Origin of the sequence: Delftia sp. Cs1-4 (genome assembly GCF_000214395.1) — a bacterium.
Taxonomy (GTDB): Bacteria; Pseudomonadota; Gammaproteobacteria; order Burkholderiales; family Burkholderiaceae_C; genus Comamonas; species Comamonas acidovorans.
In genome coordinates this window covers 4,360,749-4,384,228 of record NC_015563.1, presented here as the reverse complement: position 1 = coordinate 4,384,228, position 23,480 = coordinate 4,360,749, and the positions used below count along the sequence as shown (strand labels likewise).

Below are 23,480 nucleotides of genomic sequence, written 5' to 3'. Positions count from 1 at the left end.
TTTGTATCTATTTTTTAATAATATTCTGGTACGCTTGAAAATCTCCAGCCTGCAGGCGGCTCGTATCCCCGGGGGTCTTTAAAATATATCTCTAGATCCTGGATGTTTTCGAAACTTAGTTCTTCATACCGTAAATCCCAGAGGACTCGAGCAATATCAGCTAGGCTGGCACGTTTTTTGGGATTATCATCCATCATCCATTTGAAAAGACGCGGTAAAATAAGACCGCCTGGAAGATCCATTTCGTAGAGTTCATAAGTGCGTCTATTTATTAGAATTTTTAGACGGCCGCTGTGCACTTCAGATGCGTAGTCACCAAGGCTAGCCGGAGCGGTTAACGGTCTCTGTGTCAATATTCTAAATAGAAGCATCCCTAGACCCCAGCTTTCATAAGTGCCGCCGGAACGGTAATTAAAATTCCAAGGTTGAAATACCTCAGGGGGACGGCTGGTAAACGATCCTCCAATCATGCGTGGGGCTTCGGCTAGCATTGTGGCATAATGGTCCGGTTCATCATAAAATGTCCCCATGATAACGGGGAGCGCCTCCCCCCAATCAAGCACCTTGACTGCCGATCGCGCTTCATGTTCAAATTGCGGTCCCATGCGTACTAAATCTTCTGATAGCAGCATGATATTGCCAGGATGAAAGTCGCGGTGTTGGTGGGATCGTGTAGCGGTTGACATCGCATAGGCCACCCGATGAAATACTGCGAGGCGTTCTTGCAGCGACAGCTCTCCTGAGCGCTCGATCCACGTCGAAAGCAACTCGCCATTTACCCATTCGGTGACGAGGGCTAGTGTCTGCTGCCTATCAAACTCATTAAAGTAAAGTACTTTTGGTGCTACTTTATCAAATGGGGCTTTTTCGATATGCCTAAGAGCGTCAAGTTCCATCATGAACTTCGCTCTCTCTATCTCGCCACGAGGGCAGATGAGGTATTTAATAAATACCGGAGACCCACTTGCTGTGTCTACTCCCTTGAATGTTGATCCTCCAAAGGAACTGCCTATTCTGTATTCTGCGCGGTAGCGTTCTGCAAGCGTTTCTATTCCTAATATTCTAATTAGGCTGCTGTCCTTGCCTGAGATTTTCACGTTGTTTCTCAATTATTCTTCGTTATTTCTGTGGGCAACAAATTTTTCTGCCTGTATACTCGAGCAAACTAGCATGATTTCATTTCCAGATAAAATTGCGGAATATAGGTCATTACATCTGAAATCAAGACGGTCTAGCATATCGGCGATCGACTCGGATGGACTACATTCCTGATAGGCACCATACAAATCTTCGCATAGAGGGCTCCAGCAGAAACAAAAATCTGCTTCCGGGCGCAATGCTCTTACCTCTCCAAAATCACGAGTGTAGGATTGAGCCACTTCAAAGGAGCCTGTTCCGAAAATAGATCGCTGACGGAATCTGATGCCAAAACGGGTTTCAAACCAGTTGTCAATTTCCACCTGCACAGATTGAGGCATGTTCACAGGTGTGCGTGCCGCTGGAGAGTGCAGCGTGATTGACTTCTCACTAGAGCGTATTCCAAAGCCACGTAAGACCCTAAGCCCAGAAGAAAATTCTTCCCATTTCTTTTCTGAATTCCAGATAGTCATTTCTATTTTGTAATTTAACGTGCTATAAGTGCTTGAGGGAAATATTAATTTCAGGTGGTCAGATCGGTTTGTTAAAATTTAGCCAGACTAATTGGATTGGTGTTTCTATCCCGGAGGTAAATACTATACGGTTGCCAGCAGAGGCTCATCCAGGGGGCAACATCTCTGCTCGAGCTTCGGTATCGGAGCGAACGATTCTAGCTTCTAACATCCGCACTTAGTCGATTGAGATAATTAGGAGCGGGTCCTTGATCTACTGTTTGGGTCCCACTTAGGCGCGACAGTTCAACGTCGGGGGGGCATTTTTTTAACGCGCCTATGATGTTACGTTCTTGCAATGAGAATGTCGCGTAGCTCAAGCTCATAAGCGGTTGAGGACTGTTCGCCAGCGATCCAATTGCCTTGCCTGTCCACTGTCAGCAGCCGAGCAACGCCTCCGCGTGCGATCAGCACCAGGTCAATTTTGTAATCGCGCTCGGAGGCATCGGGATCAGGACTGACACCCCGGGCGTACACAACGATGCGCTCAAAAGTGTCCGCAACAAGCTGGCGCGCCTGCAGCCTGGGCTCAATCTCCTGTGCCTCCACGCCTGCAGCCAACGCACGCCAGGCAGAATCGGCTCCTGAGATGTCTGTGCGCGCCGCACCTGCCAAGTCCAGTTCGGCTGCCTGCAGCCGAGTTTGAGCAGTGGCTAAATCGACCTCCAGCTGGCGAGCGCGCCGTGCGAAAACTGCCGGCGTGCCCTCGTCGGCGCTGGCCAGCATCGCGTCAGTGAGCTTGTCGAGCTGGGCGCTGATCTGGTCCACCTCCTGGCGGGCTGCTACCACCTGGGCGCGTGGAGCCTGGCTGCGGTCTGCCCCGTACAGCGCCTGCAGGTTCACTATGTCACTGCAATAGGACATGATGGCGCGCTCAACCGGCGCCACGCTGGTACTCCCAAACACTGCACATCCTCCGCCATAGGCCGCTGCCGAGGCGCACAGCAGCCGTCTGTACCCGTCCCGAATGCGCCCATCGGGCAGGCGCTTCTTTGTGGCCAGGTGCTGGCCCGACATGGGCCGGCCGCAGTAGCCGCACACGGTAATGCCGAGGCCGGTGATGATGTGGGGCAGATCGCCCTTCACCCTCCGGCGGCCACTTTGCGCGGCTACCCGCTGCAGCTCAGTCCACTCATCTGCGCTCAGGACGGCGGGATAGTAGTCCTTGAGCTGGTATTCCTCGCCATCAAGGCTCACGGGCTTGATGCCCGCGAGCTGGGGCATCTTGATGATGCGATAGACCTGGGTTGTGACGTTGACCTTCGTTGTTGAGTACAGCCGCAAACCTTCGGCATCGAGCCGCTGCACGATGCCTTTACCCCCGTGCCCTTGCGTATACAGCTCAACGGCCCTACGCACGGCCGCTGCACGCTCGGGGTCGATCTCCCATCCCGTCTCCGCTTCCTTGATCCATTCCGGGTCATGTCCCTGCCGCACGCGCCCCCGGTACGTGCCGTTCTGCCATCCCTCGCACAACCGCCTGATGCTGGCCTTCACCCGCTTGCTCTTCGTGTCGCTTTCTTCATGCGCGCGGATCATCACCAGCAGGCTGTAGACCAGATCCATGGGGTTTTCTTTGAGCCGTGTGCGGCTGTAGGCCTTTCCGTCGCTCGCTGTGACCACAGTGATGCCCGCATTTACAATCTGGGCCAGTTGCGCCTGGGCCTGGATGGGCTCTGCGCGAGAGAGGCGGTCCAGCCCCTCCACGATCAGCACAGATCCATGCGGTACATGCCCGTCCTCCACGGCCCGCAGGAACACCCCGAGCGCGCCACTTTTGATGTGCTGTTGGTGGTAGGCGCTCAGGCCCTCGTCGCGGAGGGTCAGGCTGCTGTCGAGCTGCAGGCCGTGCTCAGAGGCCCATTTTTTCCGCGTATGCCAGCTGCCTGTCCGTGCTGCTCCCCGTTGACTGCTTGGGGTCCGAGAACCGCAGGTAGCTATAGACAAGACCTTTAGAAGTTTTTCCCATGAATGAAACTGCTGTCAAAGTGGATCGGCTGCCCCGTATAGGTATGGTCTCCCTCGGGTGCCCCAAGGCACTCACGGACTCCGAACTCATCCTTACCCAGCTCAGCGCCGAGGGCTACCAGACCTCCAAGACCTTCGAGGGCGCTGATCTGGTGATCGTCAACACCTGCGGCTTCATCGATGACGCCGTGCGCGAGAGCCTGGACACCATTGGCGAGGCGCTGGCCGAGAACGGCAAGGTCATCGTCACGGGCTGCCTGGGCGCCAAGGCGGGCAAGGACGGCGGCAACCTGATCCAGGAAGTGCACCCCAGCGTGCTGGCCGTGACCGGGCCGCACGCCACGCAGGAGGTGATGAACGCCGTCCACACCCATCTGCCCAAGCCGCACGATCCCTTCATCGACCTGGTGCCGGGCGCCTTTGGCGAGGCGGGCATCAAGCTCACGCCCAGGCACTACGCCTACCTGAAGATTTCCGAGGGCTGCAACCACCGCTGCACCTTCTGCATCATTCCCTCCATGCGCGGCGACCTGGTTTCGCGTCCCGTGGGCGATGTGCTCAAGGAGGCGCGTGCGCTGTTCGAGGGTGGCGTCAAGGAGCTGCTGGTGATCAGCCAGGACACCTCGGCCTATGGCGTGGACGTGAAGTACCGCACGGGCTTCTGGGACGGAAAACCGGTCAAGACGCGCATGCTCGAACTGGTGCAGACGCTGGCCGAGATCGCCGAGCCCTATGGCGCCTGGGTGCGCCTGCACTATGTCTATCCGTACCCCAGCGTGGACGAGATCATTCCGTTCATGGCCACGGGCCGCGTGCTGCCCTATCTGGACGTGCCCTTCCAGCACAGCCATCCCGATGTCTTGAAGCGCATGAAGCGCCCCGCCAACGGCGAGAGGAACCTGGAGCGCCTGCAGCGCTGGCGCGAGATCTGCCCGGATCTGGTGATCCGTTCCACCTTCATCGCGGGATTCCCCGGCGAGACCGAGCAGGAGTTCGAGCACCTGCTGCAGTTCCTGCGCGAGGCGCAGATCGACCGCGCGGGCTGCTTTGCCTACAGCCCGGTCGAAGGCGCTGCCGCCAACGAGATTCCCGGCATGCTGCCCCTGGAAGTGCGTGAGGAGCGCCGTGCGCGCTTCATGGCCGTGGCCGAAGAGGTTTCCACTGCGCGCCTGCAAAAGCGCGTGGGCCAGACCATGCAGGTGCTGGTGGACAAGTCCGTGGGCCTGGGCAAGAAGGGTGGCGTGGGCCGCAGCTATGCCGATGCGCCCGAGATCGACGGCCTGGTGCACCTGCTGCCGCCCGAGAAGGCCAGCAAGACCTACAAGGTGGGCGACTTCGTGAAGGCGCGCATCGTGGGCACGCAGGGCCACGACCTGGTGGGCCAGCCTGTGTAAGGCCTGCATTCGCATCCCTGAAAAGCGGGCAAGGTTTTCCTTGCCCGCTTTTTTTGTCCTTGATGGTCCAAGGCCTGATTTTGATCAAGGCGTTCAGGTCGCTTCGCTGAAATGCTGTACCTACTTTGACGCAAAGAAAGGATGGCGCGAATGAACAGGACCATGAAGGCCGCCGTGGTGCGGGAGTTTGGCAAGCCGCTCACCATCGAGGAAGTCCCGGTGCCCCGGCCCGATCCCGGCCATGTGCTGGTGAAGATCGAGGCCTGCGGCGTCTGCCATACCGACCTGCATGCGGCTCAGGGCGACTGGCCCGTCAAGCCCAATCCGCCTTTCATCCCTGGCCACGAAGGCGTGGGCTATGTGGCCGCCGTGGGCGCGGGCGTCACCCATGTGAAGGAGGGCGACCGCGTCGGCATTCCCTGGCTCTACACGGCCTGCGGCCATTGCGAGCATTGCCTGGGCGGCTGGGAGACGCTGTGCGAGCAGCAAAAGAACACCGGCTACTCCGTCAACGGCGGCTTTGCGCAGTACGCGCTGGCCGATGCCAACTTCGTGGGTCTGCTGCCGGGCAGCGTGGACCTCATCGAGATCGCACCCGTGCTGTGCGCGGGCGTCACCGTCTACAAGGGCCTGAAGGTCACGGACACCAAGCCCGGCAACTGGGTGGTGATCTCGGGCATCGGCGGCCTGGGTCACATGGCCGTGCAATATGCCAAGGCCATGGGCCTGAACGTGGCGGCGGTGGACGTGGATGACGACAAGCTGGCGCTGGCCAGGCGCCTGGGCGCACAGGTCACGGTCAACGCCATGACCACGGACCCTGCGGCCTACCTGAAAAAGGAGATTGGCGGCGCACACGGCGCCCTGGTGACGGCGGTATCGCCCAAGGCCTTCGAGCAGGCGCTGGGCATGGTGCGGCGCGGCGGCACGGTGTCGCTCAACGGCCTGCCGCCCGGCAGCTTTCCGCTGCCCATCTTCAACATGGTGCTCAGCGGCGTGACGGTGCGCGGCTCCATCGTGGGCACGCGGCTGGACCTGCAGGAGTCGCTGGACTTCGCGGCCATGGGCAAGGTCAAGGCCACCGTGTCCACCGACCGGCTGGAGAACATCAACGACATCTTCGCGCGCATGCATGAAGGCAAGATCGAAGGGCGCGTGGTGCTGGACCTGAACGCCTGACGCCTTGCCCACCCCAAAAAAAAACAGGCTTCCCTCGGGAAGCCTGTTTTGCATGGCGCACGCCCTACACCATGCGGCGGATCGGGCGCTTCTTCCAGACCAGCTTGTAGTAGGCGGTCTGAAGGCACAGCGTCAGGGTGTAGGACAGCGGAAGCGCCATCCAGATCCCCATCAGCCCGAAGCCGCGGCTCAGCCACCAGGCCATGGGCAGCTCCAGCACGGCGAGAACCGTGATGGTGATGGCCGTGGGAATGACCACATCGCCGCTGGCGCGCATGATGGACGACAGGGCGATGAAGCAGCCCAGCAGCAGGCCGCTCCACAGCACGATGTACAGCAGCTCGATGGCCAGCACCAGCACCTGCTCATCGGTGATGAACATGCCCAGCAGCGGCCGTGCGAACAGGCTGCCGATCAGGGCCAGGGCGGCGCCCAATGCCAGGTTCATGCGGATGGCCGTGGCCGTGATGGCTCCCAGGCGCTCGCTGCGTCCCGCGCCGATGGCCTGGGCTCCGAGGATGGAGGCCGTGATGGCCACCGAGATCACGGGAAACTGCGCAAACGAGTTGATCTGGTTGACCGCGCCATAGGCGGCCGTGGCGCTGGAGCCGAAGCCGTTGACCAGCGACACGACGACCAGCCCGGCCATGGACGAGGCAATCATCTGCACGCCCGTGGGAATGCCCACGCGCAGGATGCTCTTGAGCAGGGTCCGGTCAATGCGCATGGCCTTCCACAGCGCGGCATTGGGTGCCAGCGGGCTGCCGATGCGGCGCAGCCGCCAGCCCAGCCAGGCCAGCGCCAGTGTGAAGCCCAGGATCATGGACACGCCCGCGCTGGCCACGCCCAGGCGCGGCAGGCCGGCCCAGCCCGCGATCAGCGCCGGGGTGCAGGCCAGGCCCGTGCCCGTGGAGATCAGCAGGGCCAGCATGGGCGAGACCGTGTCGCCCACGCCGCGCAGCAGCGAGGTGGCCAGCAGGAACACGAACAGCCCCGGCATGCCCAGCAGCACGATGCGCGAGTACAGCGTGGCCTGCTCCATGATGTCGGGCGGCGTGCCCAGCAACCGCATCAGCGGCTCGGTGAACAGCCCGCCGAACAGGGCCACGATGGCGCCGAACAGCAGTCCTATGCACATGGCCGTGCCCGCAATCGCGCGCAGCTTGTCATGCATGCGCGCGCCGTAGGCCTGGCCGATCAGCACCGAGGAGCCCGCGCCCAGGCCGATCACGAAGGCGATGAAGAGGAACATCACCGGAAAGAAGGCCGCGACGGCGGCCAGCGCCTGCACGCCCAGCATCTGGCCAATGAAGACGCTGTTGATGGTGCCCGACAGCGATTGCAGGATGTTGGCCAGCACCATGGGGCCCAGGAACACCAGAAAGGTGCGCCACAACGGCTGGCTGCCGGCAATGGGCGGCCCGCCGTGGCTGGATGCGGCAGGCGCGGCGGCCTGGGGCAGGGGGTCGGTTGGTTTCGTCATGTTGTGTCTGGTAATGCGACGAGAAAAGCAGTGAGGTCGGGCCGGGTCAGGTCTTCAGTCCTGGGCTGGCGCCGCAGGTGAGCCCGCCCACACGGGGCCGCCCAGTTGCTGCAGATAGCTTCGCACATCCTCGGGCCAGGTGGCGGTGTGCTGTGCGAAGGCTTCGGCCTGGCGTGCAAACAGGGCGCGGCTGGCGTCCTCGAAATGGGGCAGGTCGCCCGCCATCTCGCTCATGAAGCGGTAGACGGCTTCGGTGGCGGCGCGCACGGCATCCTGTGCGGCGTGCTTGCCGCGCGCCTCGTCCACCAGCCTGCGCAGTGCGCCGGAGGCGCCGCCGGGCTGGCGGTTCAGCCATTCCCAGTGCCGTGGCAGCAAGGTGACTTCGCGTGCCACCACGCCCAGCTTGGGGCGGCCCACGCTGCGCGGGGCGGCGGCTTCGGCGGGGGCAGGCGCTGAGGCCAGCTCGCTGCGCCAGTCCAGGTCCAGCCGCATGCCGCTGTGGTCGTCGAAAACCCACAACGGCGGTGCCGATCCACTGCCCTGCGCTTGTTGTTCATGGCTTTGCAGGAACTGCAGGACGGCAGGCCTGTCCCCCTGGAGCAGACGGCCATGGCCCTGGAAGATGGTGTAGCTGGGTGCGGGCTCGGCGCCCGCCATGCAAGAGTCGGTAGTCATGCGGAGGATATTAGCCGGGTAAAATCCACAAGTCAATTAAATCCGGGTAAATACCTGCGTGGATACCGCGCGCCCAAAGAAAAAGCCCCTGGCAGAGACTGCCAGGGGCTTCGCAGAGGGAACTGCAGGCGTTGTTTAGACGCGCTTGCGGTACTCGCCCGTGCGGGTGTCGATTTCGATCTTGTCGCCCTGGCTCACGAACAGGGGCACGGGCACTTCGAAGCCGGTGGCAATCTTGGCAGGCTTGAGCACCTTGCCCGATGTGTCGCCCTTGACGGCGGGTTCGGTCCAGGTGATTTCGCGTTCCACGGAAGTGGGCAGTTCGCAGGAGATGGCCTTGCCGTCGTAGAACACGACTTCGGCTTCCATGCCGTCTTCCAGGTAGTTGATGGCGTCACCCATGTTGGTGGCTTCCACTTCGTACTGGTTGAAGTCGGCATCCATCCACACGTACATCGGATCGGCGAAGTAGGAGTAGGTGCACTCCTTCTTGTCCAGGATCACGTTGTCGATCTTGTCGTCGGCCTTGAAGACGACTTCGGTGCCCATGTTGCCCAGCAGGGACTTGAGCTTCATGCGGACGGTGGCGGCGCCGCGGCCACCGCGAGCGTATTCGGTCTTCAGGACGATCATCGGGTCCTTGCCGTGCATGATCACGTTGCCGGCGCGGATTTCTTGAGCGATTTTCATAGCTTGCTTGGCTGAGGTTGAGCCGCTCAACAGGGCAGGCAAGCGAAGTCGCTGGGACGGTGCGCCTGCCGCAGTTCCGCGGCGGGTGCAACCCTGGTTGGTCGATGGCGGCCGGCTGGCGGTCGCCCGCAGCGGCGCCTCCAGGGAGGCAAAACGTGCATTCTAGCTTTTTTCGGTCACGAAAGCTTGTAGCTGCTCAATCAATGGGGTCTGTTGCAGCAGCCGCAGGCGTGCCGCCTGCACGCATTCCTGCCATTGCTGCAGCAGCGCAGGCGTGATTGCGGGCAGGGTGCTTGCCGGTGCCATGCCGTTCCAGGCATGGTGGAAGGCGCGCAGGCTGGCCGGTGCCTGCAGCCAGTCAAGAAAGGCGTCGAGCTTGTCGTGATGGGCGTCGTCGTGCTGGGGATAGATGTGCCAGACCAGCGGCTGGCCCGCCCACAGCGCACGTACCAGCGAATCCTCGCCACGCACCAGGTTCAGGTCGCAGGCCCAGAGCATTTCATCGAACTGAGGTTGGGGGCAGGGCTGCAGCGCATGCCGGGTCACCGCGCCTTGTTTCGTGGCGGGCACGCTTGCTATGGCCTGTTGCACGGCGGCGGCTGCGCGCCCCGGGGTCACCAGCAAATGCGTGGCCCGCGGCGCAGGGGGCGCTGCATGCAGTTGGGCCAGCCATTGAGGCAGGGCAGGGGGCTCGTAGCAGAACAGCGAGATGGCGCAATCGCCGGTGCCTATGCCGTGGCGTGTGCGCCAGGCCTGCCGGCCCTCGGAAGCAAAGGCTGCCTGGCGCGCGGCCAGGTCCGGCTCGCGCAGCAGGCCGCCCGTGGCGGCCGTGAAGCCCGGGTAGAAGAACCAGCGCGTCAACCCCGCAGCCGGCCCCGACATCAGCGGCGAGGGCAGGCGGTGGCAGCGCTCCACATAGTCCTCTGCCGACAGGTATTCGAGGTTGATCCACAGCGGTGCCCGGCGCGCGATGGCTGCCAGGAAGGGCGGCGGGATCTCGCAGCCGAAGGCCTCGATGACCACATCGCCCACGGCCTGCGGGTTGTCCTGCGCCTGCGTGGGCCAGCCGTGCACGCTGAGCCCGGCCGGGTGGGGCCGGGGAGCCATCCAGGCCAGGGCGCTGGCGTCGTCCATCCACAGCCGCACGCGCTGGCCGCGTGAAGCCAGGTCGGCCGCCGCGCGCCAGCACACGCCGATGTCGCCAAAGTTGTCTATGACCTGGCAGAAGATGTCCCAGGTCCGTGCAACGGCCTGCTCTGGCAGAGGGGCCGGGGGGATGGGTTTGAAGGCAAGCATGGGAATCAGGGTTCGCACAGGTGTTCGACCAGCAACTGCGCCACTGGCGGCAGTGCCTCTTGCGAGCGCACGCACAGCATCAGCTGGCGCTCGGCCCAGGGCTCGTCCAGCGCAATGCAGCGCAGCGGCAGGGCGCCCAGGTACAGGCGTGCGCTGCCTTCGGGCAGGATGCCGACGCCCAGGCCCGAGGCCACCATCAGGCACAGCGCGTCATAGCCCGTGACCTTCATGCGCAGCCGGGGCTGCAGGCCCAGGTCGGCCGCGGCGCGCGTGATCTGGTGGTTGAGCGCGCTGCCCGCGTGCATGCCCACCAGGTCATGATCCAGCACCTGAGCCAGCCGCAGCGAGCGCCGCCGTACCAGCGCATGGCCCTGGGGCACGATGACGATGAGGCGATCGCGCCGGTACGGGCGCAGGCGGATCTTCTCTCCGTAGCTGCCCTGGTTGAGGATGCCGATGTCGGCCTCGTTGTCGGCCACGGCGCGTGCGATGTCGCTGCTCACGCGCTCCTGCAGGCGCACGTCCACATGCGGGTGCTGGTCCAGGAAGCGCTGCAGCTGGGAGGGCAGGAACTGCGTGATGGCCGAGATGTTGGCCATCACGCGCACATGGCCGCGCAGGCCGCTGCCGTACTCGCGCATCTGCTCGCCGATGCCGTCCAGGTCATTGAGCACGCCGCGCGCCATGTTCAGCAGTGCATAGGCGGCGGCCGTGGGTACGCTGCCGCGGTTGCTGCGGGTGAACAGCTCCACCTGCAGCTGGCTCTCCAGCTCGGCCAGCCGGCGGCTGGCGGCCGAGGGGGCGATGTGTTCGCGTGCGGCAGCGCGGGCGATGGCGCTTTCCTCCATCACGGCCACGAACAGGCGCAGCGAAATCGGGTCGAGTTTCATGGGGTGGCGATTATCTCCCGGCCCCGCCCGGCTGGGTTCTGCCATGCCGGTTTGCGATGGCAGCGTCGCGCTTGAGCGTTTTGCAGCGCGCGCGGACGGCGGCAAGATCGGCGCCGCGGCAATGCCATCGGAGGCTGGCTGCAGGAGACAAAGAGGAAGCGCTAACCCATGACACAACAGACAAGGCAGGCACCCACACCCGGCGCGCTCAATGGCGTGCGCGTGGTCGAGATGGGGCAATTGATCGCAGGGCCGTTCTGCGGCAAGACGCTGGGCGAGTTCGGCGCCGACGTGGTCAAGATCGAGGCGCCGGGCGCGGGCGATCCGCTGCGCAACTGGCGCCTGATCAAGAACGGCACCTCGGTCTGGTGGCAGGTGCAGTCGCGCAACAAGCGCTCGGTGGCGCTGGACCTGCGCCAGCAGGAGGGCCAGGACATCGCGCGGCGCCTGATCGCCGAGGCCGATGTGCTGGTCGAGAACTTCCGCCCCGGCACGCTGGAAGGCTGGGGCATGTCGCCCGAAGAGCTCCATGCGCTCAACCCCGGCCTGGTCATCCTGCGCATCTCGGGCTACGGCCAGACCGGCCCCTACCGCGACCTGCCGGGCTTTGGCGTGATCGGCGAGGCCATGGGCGGCCTGCGCCACCTGACGGCCGAGCCGGGCCGCGTGCCGGTGCGCGTGGGCGTCTCGATTGGCGACACGCTGGCCGCGCTGCATGGCGTGATCGGCGTGATGATGGCCCTGTACCACCGCAAGGTGAACGGCGGTGCCGGCCAGGTCATCGACGTGGCCCTGCACGAGGCCGTGTTCAACGTCATGGAAAGCCTGCTGCCCGAATACAGCGCCTTTGGTGCCGTGCGCGAGGCGGCCGGCAGTGCGCTGCCGGGCATTGCGCCGTCCAACGCCTATCCCTGCCAGGACGGCTGGGTGCTGGTGGCCGGCAATGGCGACTCCATCTTCAAGCGCCTGATGGCCACCATCGGCCGCCAGGACCTGGCCGACGATCCGCAACTGGCCGACAACGCGGGCCGCGTGGCGCGCATCGCCGAGATCGACGCCGTCATCGGCGGCTGGACGCGCTCGCAGAGCGTGCAGGCCGTGATGGACCAGTTGGCCGCCGCGCGCGTGCCGGCCGGCAAGGTCTACACGGCCAAGGACATTGCCGAGGACCCGCACTACCGCGCCCGCGACATGATCCTCAGCCAGCACACGCGCGACGGAGACGACATCGAGGTGCCGGGCATCGTCCCCAAGCTCTCGCTCACGCCCGGCACGGTGCGCAGCAGTGCGCCCCATGTGGGCGATGACACCGATGCCGTGCTGGCCGAGGCCGGCCTCACGGCCCAACAGATTGCGCTGCTGCGCAGCAAGGGAGTGATCCAATGAATGCCGTCCACCCCACGGATGTCTGGCAGGGCGCGGGCCGCCGCGTCTTCTTCAACGAGGTTGGCACGCGCGACGGGCTGCAGATGGAGCAGGCCTTTGTCCCCACCGAGGACAAGATCGCCCTGGTCAATGCGCTGTCGCAGGCTGGCCTGTCCAAGATCGAGGTCACGGCCTTTGTCTCGCCCACGGCCATTCCCGCGCTGCGCGATGGCGAGATCGTCATGCGTGAGATAGAGCGCCGCCCCGGCACCGTCTACACGGCCCTGGTGCCCAATGCCCGCGGCGCCGAGCGCGCCATCGAGGCGCGCACGGACGAGCTCAACCTGGTCATGTCGGTCAGCGAGACGCACAACCTGTGCAACCTGCGCATGCAGCGCAGCCAGTCGTTCGCGGCGCTGGCCCAGGTCGTGGCCACGGCGCAGCAGGCGGGCGTGCCGGTCAACGTCTCGCTGTCGTGCTGCTTTGGCTGCCCCATGGAGGGAGATGTGCCGCAGCAGGAAGTCTTCGACTGGGTGCAGCGCTTTGCCGACCTGGGCGTGCAGGGCATCACGCTGTGCGACACCACGGGCATGGCCTTCCCGACCCAGGTGCGTGCCATGGTGGCCGCCTTCCGGCAGCGCTGGCCGCGGCTGGGACTGACCCTGCACTTCCACAACACACGCGGCATGGCCCTGGGCAATGTGCTGGCCTCGATCGAGGCGGGCGGCGACCGCTTCGACGCCTCCATCGGCGGCCTGGGCGGCTGCCCCTACGCGCCCGGCGCCTCGGGCAATGCCTGCACCGAGGACATCGTCCACGCGCTGCAGCTCATGGGCTACGACACCGGCGTGGACCTGGCGCAGATCGTCGCGGCCGCGCGCAGCCTGCCCGCGCTGATCGGCCATGACACGGCCAGCCAGATCGCCAAGGCCGGCGCGCGGCTGGACCTGCACCAGCCACCAGCCGACTTTGCAGCCATCCGCGAACGGGCGCTGGCCAAGGGCTGAGGCCGGCGCGCATTCTCATTCACAAGAACCGAGCAAACCAAGGAGACAAAGATGAAGAAGATTCAACGCAGACAGATCGCAGCCGTGGCCATGGCCATCGCGGGACTGGGCCTGGGCGGCACAGCCGCGCTGGCCCAGGGCGGCTACCCCGCCAAGACCATCACCATGATCGTGCCGGCCGCAGCCGGCGGCACCACCGACCTGGCGGCGCGCATGGCGGCCCAGGCGCTGGCGCCGGTGATCGGCCAGTCGGTGGTGGTGGACAACAAGGGCGGCGGCAACGGCTCCATCGCAGCCAGCCTGGTCAAGCGTGCCGAGGCCGATGGCTACACCCTGCTCATGCAGTACTCGGGCTATCACGTCATCTCGCCCCACCTGACCAAGGCCCGCATCTGGGAGCAGGGCGACTTCCAGCCCGTGGCCAATGTGCTGTCGGCGCCGCAGATCATCGTGGTGCGGTCCGAGCTGCCCGTGAAGACGCTGGCCGAACTCGTGGCCTATGCCAAGGCCAACCCCGGCAAGCTGAACTACGCCTCATCGGGCAATGGCTCGCTGCAGCACGTGACGGGCGCCATGCTGGAGCAGCAGGCCGGCATCAAGATGGTCCACGTCCCCTACAAGGGCACCGGCCCCGCGCTGCAGGACCTGCTGGGCGGCCAGGTGGACCTGACCTTCGGCACGGCGCCGCCCTTCATGCCCCATGTGCAAAGCGGCAAGCTGCGCGTGCTGGCCGTCACCGGCGCGCAGCGCCTGCCCAGCCTGCCTGATGCGCCCACCACGGCCGAGGCCGGCTATGCGGGCGTCAACGCCACCTCCTGGTTTGCCGTGTTCGCGCCCGCCGCCACGCCCAAGCCCGTGATCGACAAGCTCACGGCCGACCTCAAGAAGGTGGTGGAGAACCCGGCCTTCAAGCAAAAGGCACAGGAGCAGGGCGCCACGGCGGACTACATGAACCCGCAGCAGCTGGGCGCCATGGTCAAGACCGAGTGGTCCAACTGGGCCCAGGTGGTCAAGTCCTCGAAGATCGAGGCCGAGTAAGAGCCCGGGGGCCCGCAGGCCCGCTGCGGCGGGCCCGGGCAGCGGCCACAATAGGCGCATGTCCGAATCCCATTCCGATGAACTGCTGGCCCAGGTGGCAGCGCTGCCGGGCCTGCCCGGCGTCTACCGCTATTTCGACGCGGCAGGCGGCCTGCTGTACGTGGGCAAGGCCATCAATCTCAAGCGCCGCGTCTCCAGCTACTTCACCAAGAACCATGGCGGCACGCGCATAGGCCACATGGTGGGCAAGATCGCCCGCATGGAGACCACGGTGGTGCGCTCCGAGGCCGAGGCCCTGCTGCTCGAAAACAACCTCATCAAGACGCAGCACCCCAAGTACAACATCCTGTTTCGGGACGACAAGAGCTATCCCTACCTGAAGATCACCGGCGTGGCCGCGCGCGACGGCCAGGCTGGCGAGCCTGCCCACCAGCGCTTCGCGCGCATGGCCTACTACCGTGGCGCCGTGGACAAGCGCCACCGCTACTTCGGTCCCTATCCCAACGCCTGGGCTGTCAAGGAAAGCATCCAGCTGCTGCAAAAGGTCTTCCGGCTGCGCACCTGCGAGGACACGGTCTTTGCCAACCGCTCGCGCCCCTGCCTGCTCTACCAGATCAAGCGCTGCAGCGGCCCTTGCGTGGATCTGATCTCGCCCGAAGCCTATGCGCTGGACGTGCGCAATGCCGAGGCCATGCTGCGCGGCGAAACCCAGGAACTGCTGCGCCAGCTGGAGGCCCGCATGATGGAGCACGCCGGGCGCATGGAATACGAGCAGGCCGCCGAGGTGCGCAACCAGATGACGGCGCTGTCGCGCGTGCTGCACCAGCAGGTCATAGAAACCGCCGACGACCGCGACGTGGACATCCTCGCCGTGAAAGTGCAGGGCGGCCGCGCCTGCGTGAACCTGGCCATGGTGCGCGGCGGCCGCCACCTGGGCGACCGGCCGTACTTTCCCGCCAACCTGGGCGATGCCGCCTCGGTCTATGCCGGCGAGGAAGAGGCCAATCTTGCCGAATCCGCGCGCCCGGTCGAGGACATCGTGCTGGAGGCCTTCATCGCCCAGCACTACACCGGCGTGGCCGTGCCGCCCGTGCTCATCGTCAGCCATCCGGTGGACAAGAAGCTGCTGGCCCTGCTGAGCGAGCAAGGCGGCGTGCGCATCACCGCCGTGCAGCAGCCGCGCGAGCAGCGGCGCATCTGGCTGGAGATGGCGCAAAAGAACGCCGACATCCAGATGGCCCGCCTGCTGGCCGAAGAAGGCTCGCAGCAGGCGCGCACGCGCGCGCTGGTCGAGGCGCTGGACCTGGCCTGCGAGAACCTGGACGAGCTCACCATCGAATGCTTCGACATCTCGCACACGGCGGGCGAGGCCACGCAGGCCTCCTGCGTGGTTTTCCATCACCACAAGATGCAAAGCAGCGAATACCGGCGTTTCAACATCGAAGGCATCACGGGCGGCGACGACTACGCCGCCATGCGCCAGGTGCTGACGCGCCGCTACAGCCGCGTGGCCGAGGCGCAAAGAGAGGCGGGCGGTGCCGAGCTCACGGGCAAGCAGCCGCAACTGCCGGACCTGGTGCTGGTCGACGGCGGCAAGGGCCAGGTCAGCATGGCGCGCGAAGTCTTCGAGCAGCTGGGCCTCGATGTCTCGCGCATCGTGGGCGTGGAAAAGGGCGAGGGGCGCAAGGTCGGCCTGGAAGAACTGGTCTTTGCCGACGGGCGCGAGAAGATCTACCTGGGCTACGACTCGGCCGCGCTGATGCTGGTGGCCCAGATCCGCGACGAGGCCCACCGCTTCGCCATCACCGGCATGCGCGCGGCGCGTGCCAAGGTGCGCGTGGGCGGCGGCAAACTCGAGGAGATTCCGGGCGTCGGCCCCAAGAAGCGCGCGCGCCTGCTGCAGCGCTTTGGCGGCGTGCGCGGCGTGTCGGAAGCCACGGTGGAAGACCTGTGCAGCGTGGACGGCATCTCGGCCGCGCTGGCTGAAGATATCTACCGTGCATTGCATTGAAATGACCGTCCCGCAGGCTGCACCGCGGGCCTTCAAACAGAACCTCAAACACCAAGGTACGTGACACAATGGCGGCCATGTTTCTCACAATCCCCACCTTGATGACCTGTACGCGGATCGTCGCGATTCCGCTGATCGTCGGGGTGTTCTACGCGCCGTTCGATGTGGCGACCCGCAACCTGGTCGCCACGGTCATGTTCATCGTCTTCGCGGCCACCGACTGGCTCGACGGCTACCTGGCGCGCAAGCTCAACCAGACATCGGCCTTCGGCGCCTTCCTCGATCCCGTGGCCGACAAGTTCCTGGTCTGCGCCTCGCTGCTGGTGCTGGTGCACCTGCAGCGCACCGATGTGTTCGTGGCCCTGATCATCATCGGCCGCGAGATCGCCATCTCGGCCCTGCGCGAGTGGATGGCGCACCTGGGCGCGGGCAAGAGCGTGGCCGTCCACATGCTCGGCAAGCTCAAGACCACGGCACAGATGGTGGCCATTCCCTTCCTCCTGTACGACGGCCGCGTGTTCGGCATGATCGACACCGGCGTCTGGGGCCAGGTGCTGATCTGGGTGGCGGCGGTGCTCACCGTCTGGTCGATGGTGTACTACCTGCAAAAAGCCCTGCCCGAGATCCGCGCGCGGGTCACGCACTGAGGTCCTTTCCGGCCGTTCCCGGGATCCTGCGCCAGACACGTCAAACTGTCTGGCGTTGCTACTTTTTTGGAAGCATTTGAATCAGGCAGGGCAGCCGCTGCGGCGTCGTGGATGCGAAGCGGTGAGGCGCATTGCAGCACTGGCAAGGCCTGCAGCGGACAAGTCCATTGTCAACCCTTGTCAATTCGTGAAGCCGCTAGCCTGCGCGGGGCGCAAAAAACCGGCCGCAAAGCCAAAGCTGGCGCCAAAACCGCATAGAATCGTCCCCTGTCGCTGCGATGCGCAGCGTGCATTGACACCTGGAAGGTCGATGGCTTTAATTCACCGATGTCTGCCCCGAGGCAGGCGTCGAACGGCAAGCCAGATTCCGTATCCGTCGCGCCGGGTTTCTGGCCGAGCCAAGTTGGTGGCCGCAGAGACATCCCATTCACTTATTTCTCCAGAGGCATCTTGTGAATAAAACCGAACTGATTGAGCACATCGCTAACAACGCCGACATCTCCAAGGCTGCGGCTGCTCGTGCACTGGATTCCACGATTGAGGCTGTGAAGAAAACCCTCAAAAAGGGTGGTACAGTGTCGCTCGTTGGTTTTGGCACATTCGCCGTTGGTAAGCGCGCTGCTCGTACGGGCCGCAACCCCCGCACCGGCGAAACCATCAAGATCAAGGCCGCCAAGGTTCCAAAGTTCCGTCCGGGCAAGGCATTGAAAGATGCCCTGAACTGACACCAGTCAAGGTGGGGTGCTTAGCTCAGTTGGTAGAGCGGCGCCCTTACAAGGCGTAGGTCGGCGGTTCGACCCCGTCAGCACCCACCAAGAACAAAAGGCGAACGAAAGTTCGCCTTTTCTATTTCTGCCATTGAAAGACGACAGACCATGTTCGAATCCATCCGCAAGCATTCCAAGTTCGTGATGATCTTGTTGTTCTTGCTGATCATTCCCTCGTTCATCTTCGTGGGTGTGAACCAGAACTACTTCACAGAGTCCAGCGTCATCGTCGCACGTGTCGATGGTCATGAGATCAAGCAGGCCGACTGGGAGAACGCGCACCGCATGGAGAGTGATCGCCTGCGCGCCGAGAACCCCAACATCGACCCCAAGCTGCTGGACTCGCCGCAGGCGCGCTACGCCACGCTGGAGAAGATGGTGCGTGACCAGGTGCTGGCCGCTGCCGTGCAGAAGATGCACCTGGCCGCATCCGATGCGCAACTGGTGCGCACGCTGCAGGAGATCCCCGCGATTGCCGCGCTCAAGAAGCCTGATGGCTCGATGGATGCCGAGGCCTACCGTGCCCTGGTCGGATCGCAGGGCCTGACGCCCGAAGGCTTCGAGGCCAACCTGCGCCGCGAGCTGTCCATGAACCAGGTGATGGGTGGCGTGACGGGTACGGCCTTTGCGACCGACACCCAGGTCAAGCAGGCCATCGATGCGCTGTACCAGCGCCGCGAAGTGCAGGTGGCCCGCTTTGAAGCCAGCGCCTACGCCAGCAAGGTCCAGCCCACCGAGGCAGACCTCAAGGCCTACTACGACGCTCACACCAGCCAGTTCCAGCAATCGGAGCAGGCCAAGGTGGAATACCTGCTGCTGGACGTTCCCAGCATCGAGGCCGGCATCACGCTGAGCGAAGACGATGTGCGTTCCTACTACAACCAGAACGCCGAGCGCCTGGCCGGCCCCGAAGAGCGCCGTGCCAGCCACATCCTGATCAATGCAAGCAAGGATGCGCCTGCTGCCGAGCAGGAAAAAGCCAAGGCCAAGGCCGAGGAACTGCTGGCCGAGCTGCGCAAGGACCCCAAGCGTTTCGCCGAACTGGCCAAGGCCAATTCGCAGGACGGTGGCTCCGCTGCATCGGGTGGCGATCTGGGCTACTTCGGCCGCGGTGCCATGGTCAAGCCCTTCGAGGACGCAGCCTTCGGCATGAAGGTCGGCGACATCAGCGACGTGGTGCACAGCGACTTCGGCTACCACATCATCTCGCTGGTGGACATCAAGAAGCCCAAGGCTCCGAGCTTCGAGCAGATGCGTCCCAAGCTGGAAGCCGAACTCAAGCAGCAGCAGGCCCAGCGCAAGTTCGCCGAACTGGCGGAAGGCTTCTCCAACGCGGTCTACGAGCAGTCGGACAGCCTGCAGCCCGTGGCCGAGAAGTTCAAGCTCACCGTGCAAAAGGCAGACCATGTCACGCGCCAGCCCGGCCCCAACGTCAAGGGCCCCCTGGCCAACCCCCGCTTCCTGGAAGCGCTGTTCTCCAGCGACTCGCTGAACAACAAGCGCAACACCGATGCGGTGGAGCTGGGTTCCAGCCAACTGGTGGCCGGCCGCGTGGTGGAGTACACGCCTGCCCGCACGCTGCCCATGGCCGAGGTCGGCGACAAGCTGCGCACCCTGTACGTGGCGCAAAAGTCCGCCGAACTGGCCAAGGCCGATGGCGAGGCCAAGCTTGCAGCATGGAAGGCCAAGCCTGATGCGGCGCAACTGCCTGCCGCCAAGGTGATCAGCCGCGACCAGCCCGAAGGCCTGTCGCGCGAAGTGGTCGATGCCGCCCTGCGCGCACCGACCGCTCAACTGCCTGCCTGGACTGGTGTCGACATGGGTGCCCAAGGCTATGCCGTGGTCAAGATCAACCGCATTGTCGAGCGCCCGGCCGATGATGCACAGGCTGCTGCCGCGCAGAAGCAGGACTTCCTGCGAAGCTCTGCGGTCGCAGAAGCTATGGCATACTACGAGCTTCTCAAGAAACAGCTCAAGGTGCAGATCAAGGTCCCGCGCCCCTGATGAGAGAAATTTCTAGCAAAACAGAAATTTCAGAAATCAAGCAGTTTTTTGGAATAGAATAGCGTTCTTCTACGGTGGCTGTAGCTCAGTTGGTAGAGTCCAGGATTGTGATTCCTGTTGTCGTGGGTTCGAGCCCCATCAGCCACCCCAAATAAAAAAATCCCCAGAGCAGAAATGCTCTGGGGATTTTTGCTTTGGGCGGCAGGGGGACTGGTTGTCCCCGAAAGCTCCAGGGACGGCGGGCAAGGTCCCTGCCGGCTGCGGCTGCATGGAGGATGGTGGCATCCTGCCCGTTGCCCGCGTCCCCGATGCGCCTTTGTTCCTGCCGCTCCCGATCCGTCGCGCAACGCCTGTTCCAAAGCATTTGTCTGCTGGTTTTTGGCATATAATCGAATGCTTCAACGGTGGCTGTAGCTCAGTTGGTAGAGTCCAGGATTGTGATTCCTGTTGTCGTGGGTTCGAGCCCCATCAGCCACCCCAAACAAGAAAATCCCCAGTGCAGAAATGCACTGGGGATTTTTGCTTTGGGCGGAAACTTTCTCTTCCTCGGGCTGGAAGCAGGCGGGATATTCGCATGGCCAATCGCGCTGTGGCTGGATTGCGGCCGCTCACGCTGCCGTGGATTTTCAGGCGCTTGAGGCGAGGCCTGCCTGCCTGACTTCGCGGTCTGCCGTATCGCCACCATGGCCATGCCCGTTGCGCGGGCCGTTCCGCCGAGCTTGCGTGCGCCGACGGCGGGCCGGGCTTGCTGGATGGGGTGTTGCGCTCTGCGCAGGTTTTTATAAGACAAGTCCTATATTTGTCCCATGACCTGTGTCAATAGGTGTTTTGCATTGCTATTGAATTACGATTGCAAACATCAATCAAGAGCAATGGCGCAGGGCTTGCAGGCCTGTCGCATGGTCCCCTGCCAACGAGAAGCACGCTTGCATGAAAAATCCCGGTTACACGCGCAACGGCTGTCCAGGCGGCAGGTGGCAACGGCCCCGTGGCTTCACCCTCATCGAGATGATGGTTGTGGTGGCGCTGGTCGCGATTCTGGCCGCTCTGGCCGCTCCTTCCTTCATCGTCCAAATAGCCAACCAGCGCGTCAGCTCGGCTGCGCTCGAATTGCAGTCGTTGCTGCAGCTGGCTCGCTCCGAAGCGGTCTACAAACGGGTGGAAAGCAGCTTCGTGGGCACGGGGCAGACATGGTCCGCCAAGTCGGGGGGGCAACTGGTGCGCGAGGCCCGGGTGCCTGATGCCGTGACCGTGTCGCCCTCCGGTGATTCTTCCCAGGGCGTCCTGTTCGAAACCACGGGGACCGCCAAGCAGTTCTCCGGCGCCAGCACGCTGTACACGCTGACCGTCACGGCTCGCCATGCCACGCGCATGCACTGCCTGAGAGTGACTCGCGCCGGGCTTGTGCGCCAGCAGCGGCTGCCTGCCGGCGGCAGTTGCTGATGCGCGTGCAACGGGTCTGCAACATGTCCATTCCTTTTTCTTCTCGCAGGCAACGCGGCGCAGGCCTTATCGAGGTACTCGTCGCCGTGCTGCTGGTGGCCGTGGGGCTGCTGGGCGCCGTGCGCATCCATGTGCGTGCCATTGAATACACCGTGGATACCGAGCGGCGCCAGATGGCATCCATGCTGGCTTCCGAACTGCTGGAGACCCTGCGGGGGGATACGGCCACGGTCCTGGACGCGAAGGGCGCGCCCGTGGCGGAACTGGGCGGCTACCAGAAGCTGGAGGGTGCCGCGATGCCCGCGGCCCCTGCGGCCTGCCAGCCTTTGCCGCAGCCGCGGGAGCAGCGCCTGGCCTGCTGGGGCGACCGGGCCCGCAAGCTGGTGCCCGATCTCACCGCGGACCGCATCGACAGCTCCTTCGCCGTGAGCGCCGATGCCGATGGCCTGGTGTCCGTGACGGTGGCCTGGCCGGTCAAGAAAGGCCAATGTCTGGATGGAAGCGACAATGAATTTTGTACATTCACGCTGCGGTCGCGGCTTTGAGCGCGGGCCGGGAGCATGGGCGTGCCGCATGCGCATGCCGTCCCAGGCGGGCATGTCCCTGGTGGAGATTATGGTGGCGCTGGCCATCGGCCTGTTCCTCGTGCTGATTGCCACCACCATCTACATGCAGGGGCTGTCGAGCTTCGGTTTTCGCGTGGGGCAGAGCGAGAACCTCGGCAACAGCCGGCTGGCGCTGGCCGTGCTGGACTCCGAGTTCTCCAAGGCAGGCTACAGGAGGGACCCTTCGCAGGCGATGTTCGACGCATTTCCTGCCGATTCCTCGCCCCATCCCAACGGCTGCCAGTTCGCCCAGGGACAGGCGCTCTACGCGGCTGACGCGCAGAGCATCTGCCTTCGCTTCCAGCCCCGGGACGCTGCGGAAACCGATTGTGCGGGCACGCCCGCGAACCTGGGAGCCGCCGGCCCCTATGACGCTCCGGCGCCGGCGACCGGCATGTTCGCGGAGAAATACACCGTCGAAAGTGGTGTGCTGGTGTGCCGGGCTGCGCAGGAGGTTGTGCCGCTTGCCGATGGCGTGCGGGCGGTGCATTTCGAGTTCGGCATCGATCGGCAGACAGCGCCCGGCGCGATACGCCGGGTCGATGCCTTCGCGGCCACGTTGCCCGGGCAGCAGGAAGCCATCCGTTCCCTGCGCCTTGCCCTCTTGCTGGAAAGCTCCGGCAAGGTGACGCAGGGCATGGCCTCCACCGTCTGCGAGCGTTGGGCGCAACTGGGCGGCGCCGCGGCCCGATGCGATGCGAATGCCGGCGCCCTGCTGCAACTGGCCACCGGCACGCTCACCCTGAGGAATCTGATGCCATGACCGCGCTGATCGGAGCCCGGAGCCGCCGCTGCATGTCCTGTGTCCTGCACGGGCGCCAGCGCGGCAATGCCTTGCTGGTGTCCATGATCATGCTGCTGCTGGTGTTGTTGCTGGCGGTGGTCGGCATGCGCGTGGCCACGCTGGAGGCGCGCATCGCCGCCAACATGGTGGATAGCCAGCGGCTGTATGAAACCGCGGATGGCACGCTGCGAGAAGGCGAGCGCAAGCTGCTGGAGCATGCCGTCGCGCTCAAGTCTTGCAATGGCGCCGGCACTCCGGTGGCCGAGGGCAGCGGCATTCCCTGCTCGGTGTCCGACGTGCGTACGGACTCCATCGGGCTCGGTACGGATTTCCGGACGACCAAGGCCAAGGCGGCCGGGTTTCAGAAGCCCGATGGGTACTGGTATCCCCGATACATCACGACCGCCTGTCCCAAGTCGGGTAGTGCGACGTCCGCGCTGGATGCACCCGCCACCGGCTGCACGGACTTCTATGAGGTCAATGCCCAGGCCACGGAAAAGTCGCAGGCCCAGGCCTGCGGAGCGGATGCGCTGTGCCTGCGGTCCAGCGTCAACATGTTCATAAAGTAAGCAGGGGGAGGGAGCT

General features: G+C 64.0%; 21 protein-coding genes and 3 tRNA genes. 16 read left to right on the top strand and 8 right to left on the bottom strand.

The genetic code is table 11. The features are described 5' to 3' along the window. Window positions 1-14: 14 nt before the first annotated feature. From DELCS14_RS30115 to DELCS14_RS19100, 3 genes are all read right to left on the bottom strand, one after another. On the bottom strand, window positions 15-1,097 hold the full coding sequence (locus DELCS14_RS30115; protein ID WP_013803132.1) for a protein kinase: 1,083 nt from the start codon (window positions 1,095-1,097) through the stop codon (window positions 15-17). 12 nt (window positions 1,098-1,109) lie between these two features. Continuing rightward, window positions 1,110-1,610 carry a hypothetical protein gene (locus DELCS14_RS30750; RefSeq protein ID WP_157158300.1) on the bottom strand — a complete coding sequence of 167 codons (501 nt, stop codon included), beginning with the start codon at window positions 1,608-1,610 and terminating at the stop codon, window positions 1,110-1,112. Window positions 1,611-1,934: 324 nt separating this feature from the next. Next, window positions 1,935-3,596 carry a recombinase family protein gene (locus DELCS14_RS19100; RefSeq protein WP_228676795.1) on the bottom strand — a complete coding sequence of 554 codons (1,662 nt, stop codon included), beginning with the start codon at window positions 3,594-3,596 and terminating at the stop codon, window positions 1,935-1,937. A gap of 20 nt (window positions 3,597-3,616) precedes the next feature. Here DELCS14_RS19100 and rimO point away from each other — a divergent pair, with 20 nt between their 5' ends. Continuing rightward, window positions 3,617-5,011 carry a 30S ribosomal protein S12 methylthiotransferase RimO gene (gene rimO / locus DELCS14_RS19095; protein WP_013803131.1) on the top strand — a complete coding sequence of 465 codons (1,395 nt, stop codon included), beginning with the start codon at window positions 3,617-3,619 and terminating at the stop codon, window positions 5,009-5,011. 150 nt (window positions 5,012-5,161) lie between these two features. Further along, window positions 5,162-6,190, top strand: coding sequence for an alcohol dehydrogenase AdhP (adhP, locus tag DELCS14_RS19090; protein ID WP_012204716.1), 1,029 nt, complete (start codon window positions 5,162-5,164; stop codon window positions 6,188-6,190). 64 nt (window positions 6,191-6,254) lie between these two features. Here the strand turns inward: adhP and DELCS14_RS19085 are convergent, their stop codons facing one another. From DELCS14_RS19085 to DELCS14_RS19065, 5 genes are all read right to left on the bottom strand, one after another. Beyond that, entirely contained in the window at window positions 6,255-7,673 is a 1,419-nt protein-coding gene (locus DELCS14_RS19085) for an MATE family efflux transporter (RefSeq protein ID WP_013803130.1), read from the bottom strand. 54 nt (window positions 7,674-7,727) lie between these two features. Then, the gene (locus tag DELCS14_RS19080) at window positions 7,728-8,330 is read right to left on the bottom strand and encodes a DUF2239 family protein (RefSeq protein WP_013803129.1); all 603 of its coding nucleotides are present in this window, start codon (window positions 8,328-8,330) and stop codon (window positions 7,728-7,730) included. A 153-nt stretch (window positions 8,331-8,483) separates the two neighbouring features. Continuing rightward, window positions 8,484-9,038, bottom strand: a complete 555-nt coding sequence (efp, locus tag DELCS14_RS19075; protein WP_012204719.1) for an elongation factor P — start codon at window positions 9,036-9,038, stop codon at window positions 8,484-8,486. Window positions 9,039-9,200: 162 nt separating this feature from the next. Beyond that, window positions 9,201-10,334 carry an elongation factor P maturation arginine rhamnosyltransferase EarP gene (earP, locus tag DELCS14_RS19070; RefSeq protein WP_013803128.1) on the bottom strand — a complete coding sequence of 378 codons (1,134 nt, stop codon included), beginning with the start codon at window positions 10,332-10,334 and terminating at the stop codon, window positions 9,201-9,203. Window positions 10,335-10,339: 5 nt separating this feature from the next. Next, window positions 10,340-11,224 (bottom strand): LysR family transcriptional regulator, encoded by an 885-nt coding sequence (locus DELCS14_RS19065; protein ID WP_012204721.1) that lies wholly within the window; start codon window positions 11,222-11,224, stop codon window positions 10,340-10,342. Between the two features lie 168 nt (window positions 11,225-11,392). Between DELCS14_RS19065 and DELCS14_RS19060 the strand changes: the two genes are divergently transcribed. The 14 genes from DELCS14_RS19060 to DELCS14_RS18995 all read left to right on the top strand — a co-directional run bounded on the left by DELCS14_RS19060 (window position 11,393) and on the right by DELCS14_RS18995 (window position 23,464). After that, complete coding sequence (locus tag DELCS14_RS19060; RefSeq protein ID WP_013803127.1) at window positions 11,393-12,610, top strand: CoA transferase; 1,218 nt, start codon at window positions 11,393-11,395, stop codon at window positions 12,608-12,610. After that, window positions 12,607-13,596, top strand: a complete 990-nt coding sequence (locus tag DELCS14_RS19055) for a hydroxymethylglutaryl-CoA lyase (RefSeq protein ID WP_013803126.1) — start codon at window positions 12,607-12,609, stop codon at window positions 13,594-13,596. The genes DELCS14_RS19060 and DELCS14_RS19055 overlap by 4 nt, the downstream gene beginning before the upstream one ends. Before the next feature lie 51 nt (window positions 13,597-13,647). Then, complete coding sequence (locus DELCS14_RS19050; protein ID WP_013803125.1) at window positions 13,648-14,634, top strand: tripartite tricarboxylate transporter substrate binding protein; 987 nt, start codon at window positions 13,648-13,650, stop codon at window positions 14,632-14,634. A gap of 58 nt (window positions 14,635-14,692) precedes the next feature. Further along, window positions 14,693-16,645: an excinuclease ABC subunit UvrC gene (uvrC, locus tag DELCS14_RS19045; protein WP_013803124.1), complete on the top strand. Its 1,953-nt coding sequence runs from the start codon at window positions 14,693-14,695 to the stop codon at window positions 16,643-16,645. A gap of 77 nt (window positions 16,646-16,722) precedes the next feature. Continuing rightward, entirely contained in the window at window positions 16,723-17,292 is a 570-nt protein-coding gene (pgsA, locus tag DELCS14_RS19040) for a CDP-diacylglycerol--glycerol-3-phosphate 3-phosphatidyltransferase (RefSeq protein ID WP_026062576.1), read from the top strand. Window positions 17,293-17,744: 452 nt separating this feature from the next. Beyond that, on the top strand, window positions 17,745-18,017 hold the full coding sequence (locus tag DELCS14_RS30110) for an HU family DNA-binding protein (RefSeq protein WP_012204727.1): 273 nt from the start codon (window positions 17,745-17,747) through the stop codon (window positions 18,015-18,017). Between the two features lie 14 nt (window positions 18,018-18,031). Further along, window positions 18,032-18,107, top strand: a tRNA-Val gene (locus tag DELCS14_RS19030). 60 nt (window positions 18,108-18,167) lie between these two features. Continuing rightward, window positions 18,168-20,063: a SurA N-terminal domain-containing protein gene (locus tag DELCS14_RS19025; RefSeq protein WP_013803122.1), complete on the top strand. Its 1,896-nt coding sequence runs from the start codon at window positions 18,168-18,170 to the stop codon at window positions 20,061-20,063. Window positions 20,064-20,137: 74 nt separating this feature from the next. Continuing rightward, window positions 20,138-20,213, top strand: a tRNA-His gene (locus DELCS14_RS19020). A gap of 254 nt (window positions 20,214-20,467) precedes the next feature. After that, a tRNA-His gene (locus tag DELCS14_RS19015) sits at window positions 20,468-20,543 on the top strand. A 450-nt stretch (window positions 20,544-20,993) separates the two neighbouring features. Then, window positions 20,994-21,506, top strand: coding sequence for a GspH/FimT family pseudopilin (locus DELCS14_RS19010; RefSeq protein ID WP_013803121.1), 513 nt, complete (start codon window positions 20,994-20,996; stop codon window positions 21,504-21,506). A 23-nt stretch (window positions 21,507-21,529) separates the two neighbouring features. Continuing rightward, the gene (pilV, locus tag DELCS14_RS19005; RefSeq protein ID WP_228676794.1) at window positions 21,530-22,051 is read left to right on the top strand and encodes a type IV pilus modification protein PilV; all 522 of its coding nucleotides are present in this window, start codon (window positions 21,530-21,532) and stop codon (window positions 22,049-22,051) included. 28 nt (window positions 22,052-22,079) lie between these two features. Beyond that, window positions 22,080-22,874 carry a prepilin-type N-terminal cleavage/methylation domain-containing protein gene (locus tag DELCS14_RS19000; protein ID WP_013803119.1) on the top strand — a complete coding sequence of 265 codons (795 nt, stop codon included), beginning with the start codon at window positions 22,080-22,082 and terminating at the stop codon, window positions 22,872-22,874. Then, the gene (locus DELCS14_RS18995) at window positions 22,871-23,464 is read left to right on the top strand and encodes a PilX N-terminal domain-containing pilus assembly protein (RefSeq protein WP_013803118.1); all 594 of its coding nucleotides are present in this window, start codon (window positions 22,871-22,873) and stop codon (window positions 23,462-23,464) included. The genes DELCS14_RS19000 and DELCS14_RS18995 overlap by 4 nt, the downstream gene beginning before the upstream one ends. The last annotated feature ends 16 nt before the right edge of the window (window positions 23,465-23,480 follow it).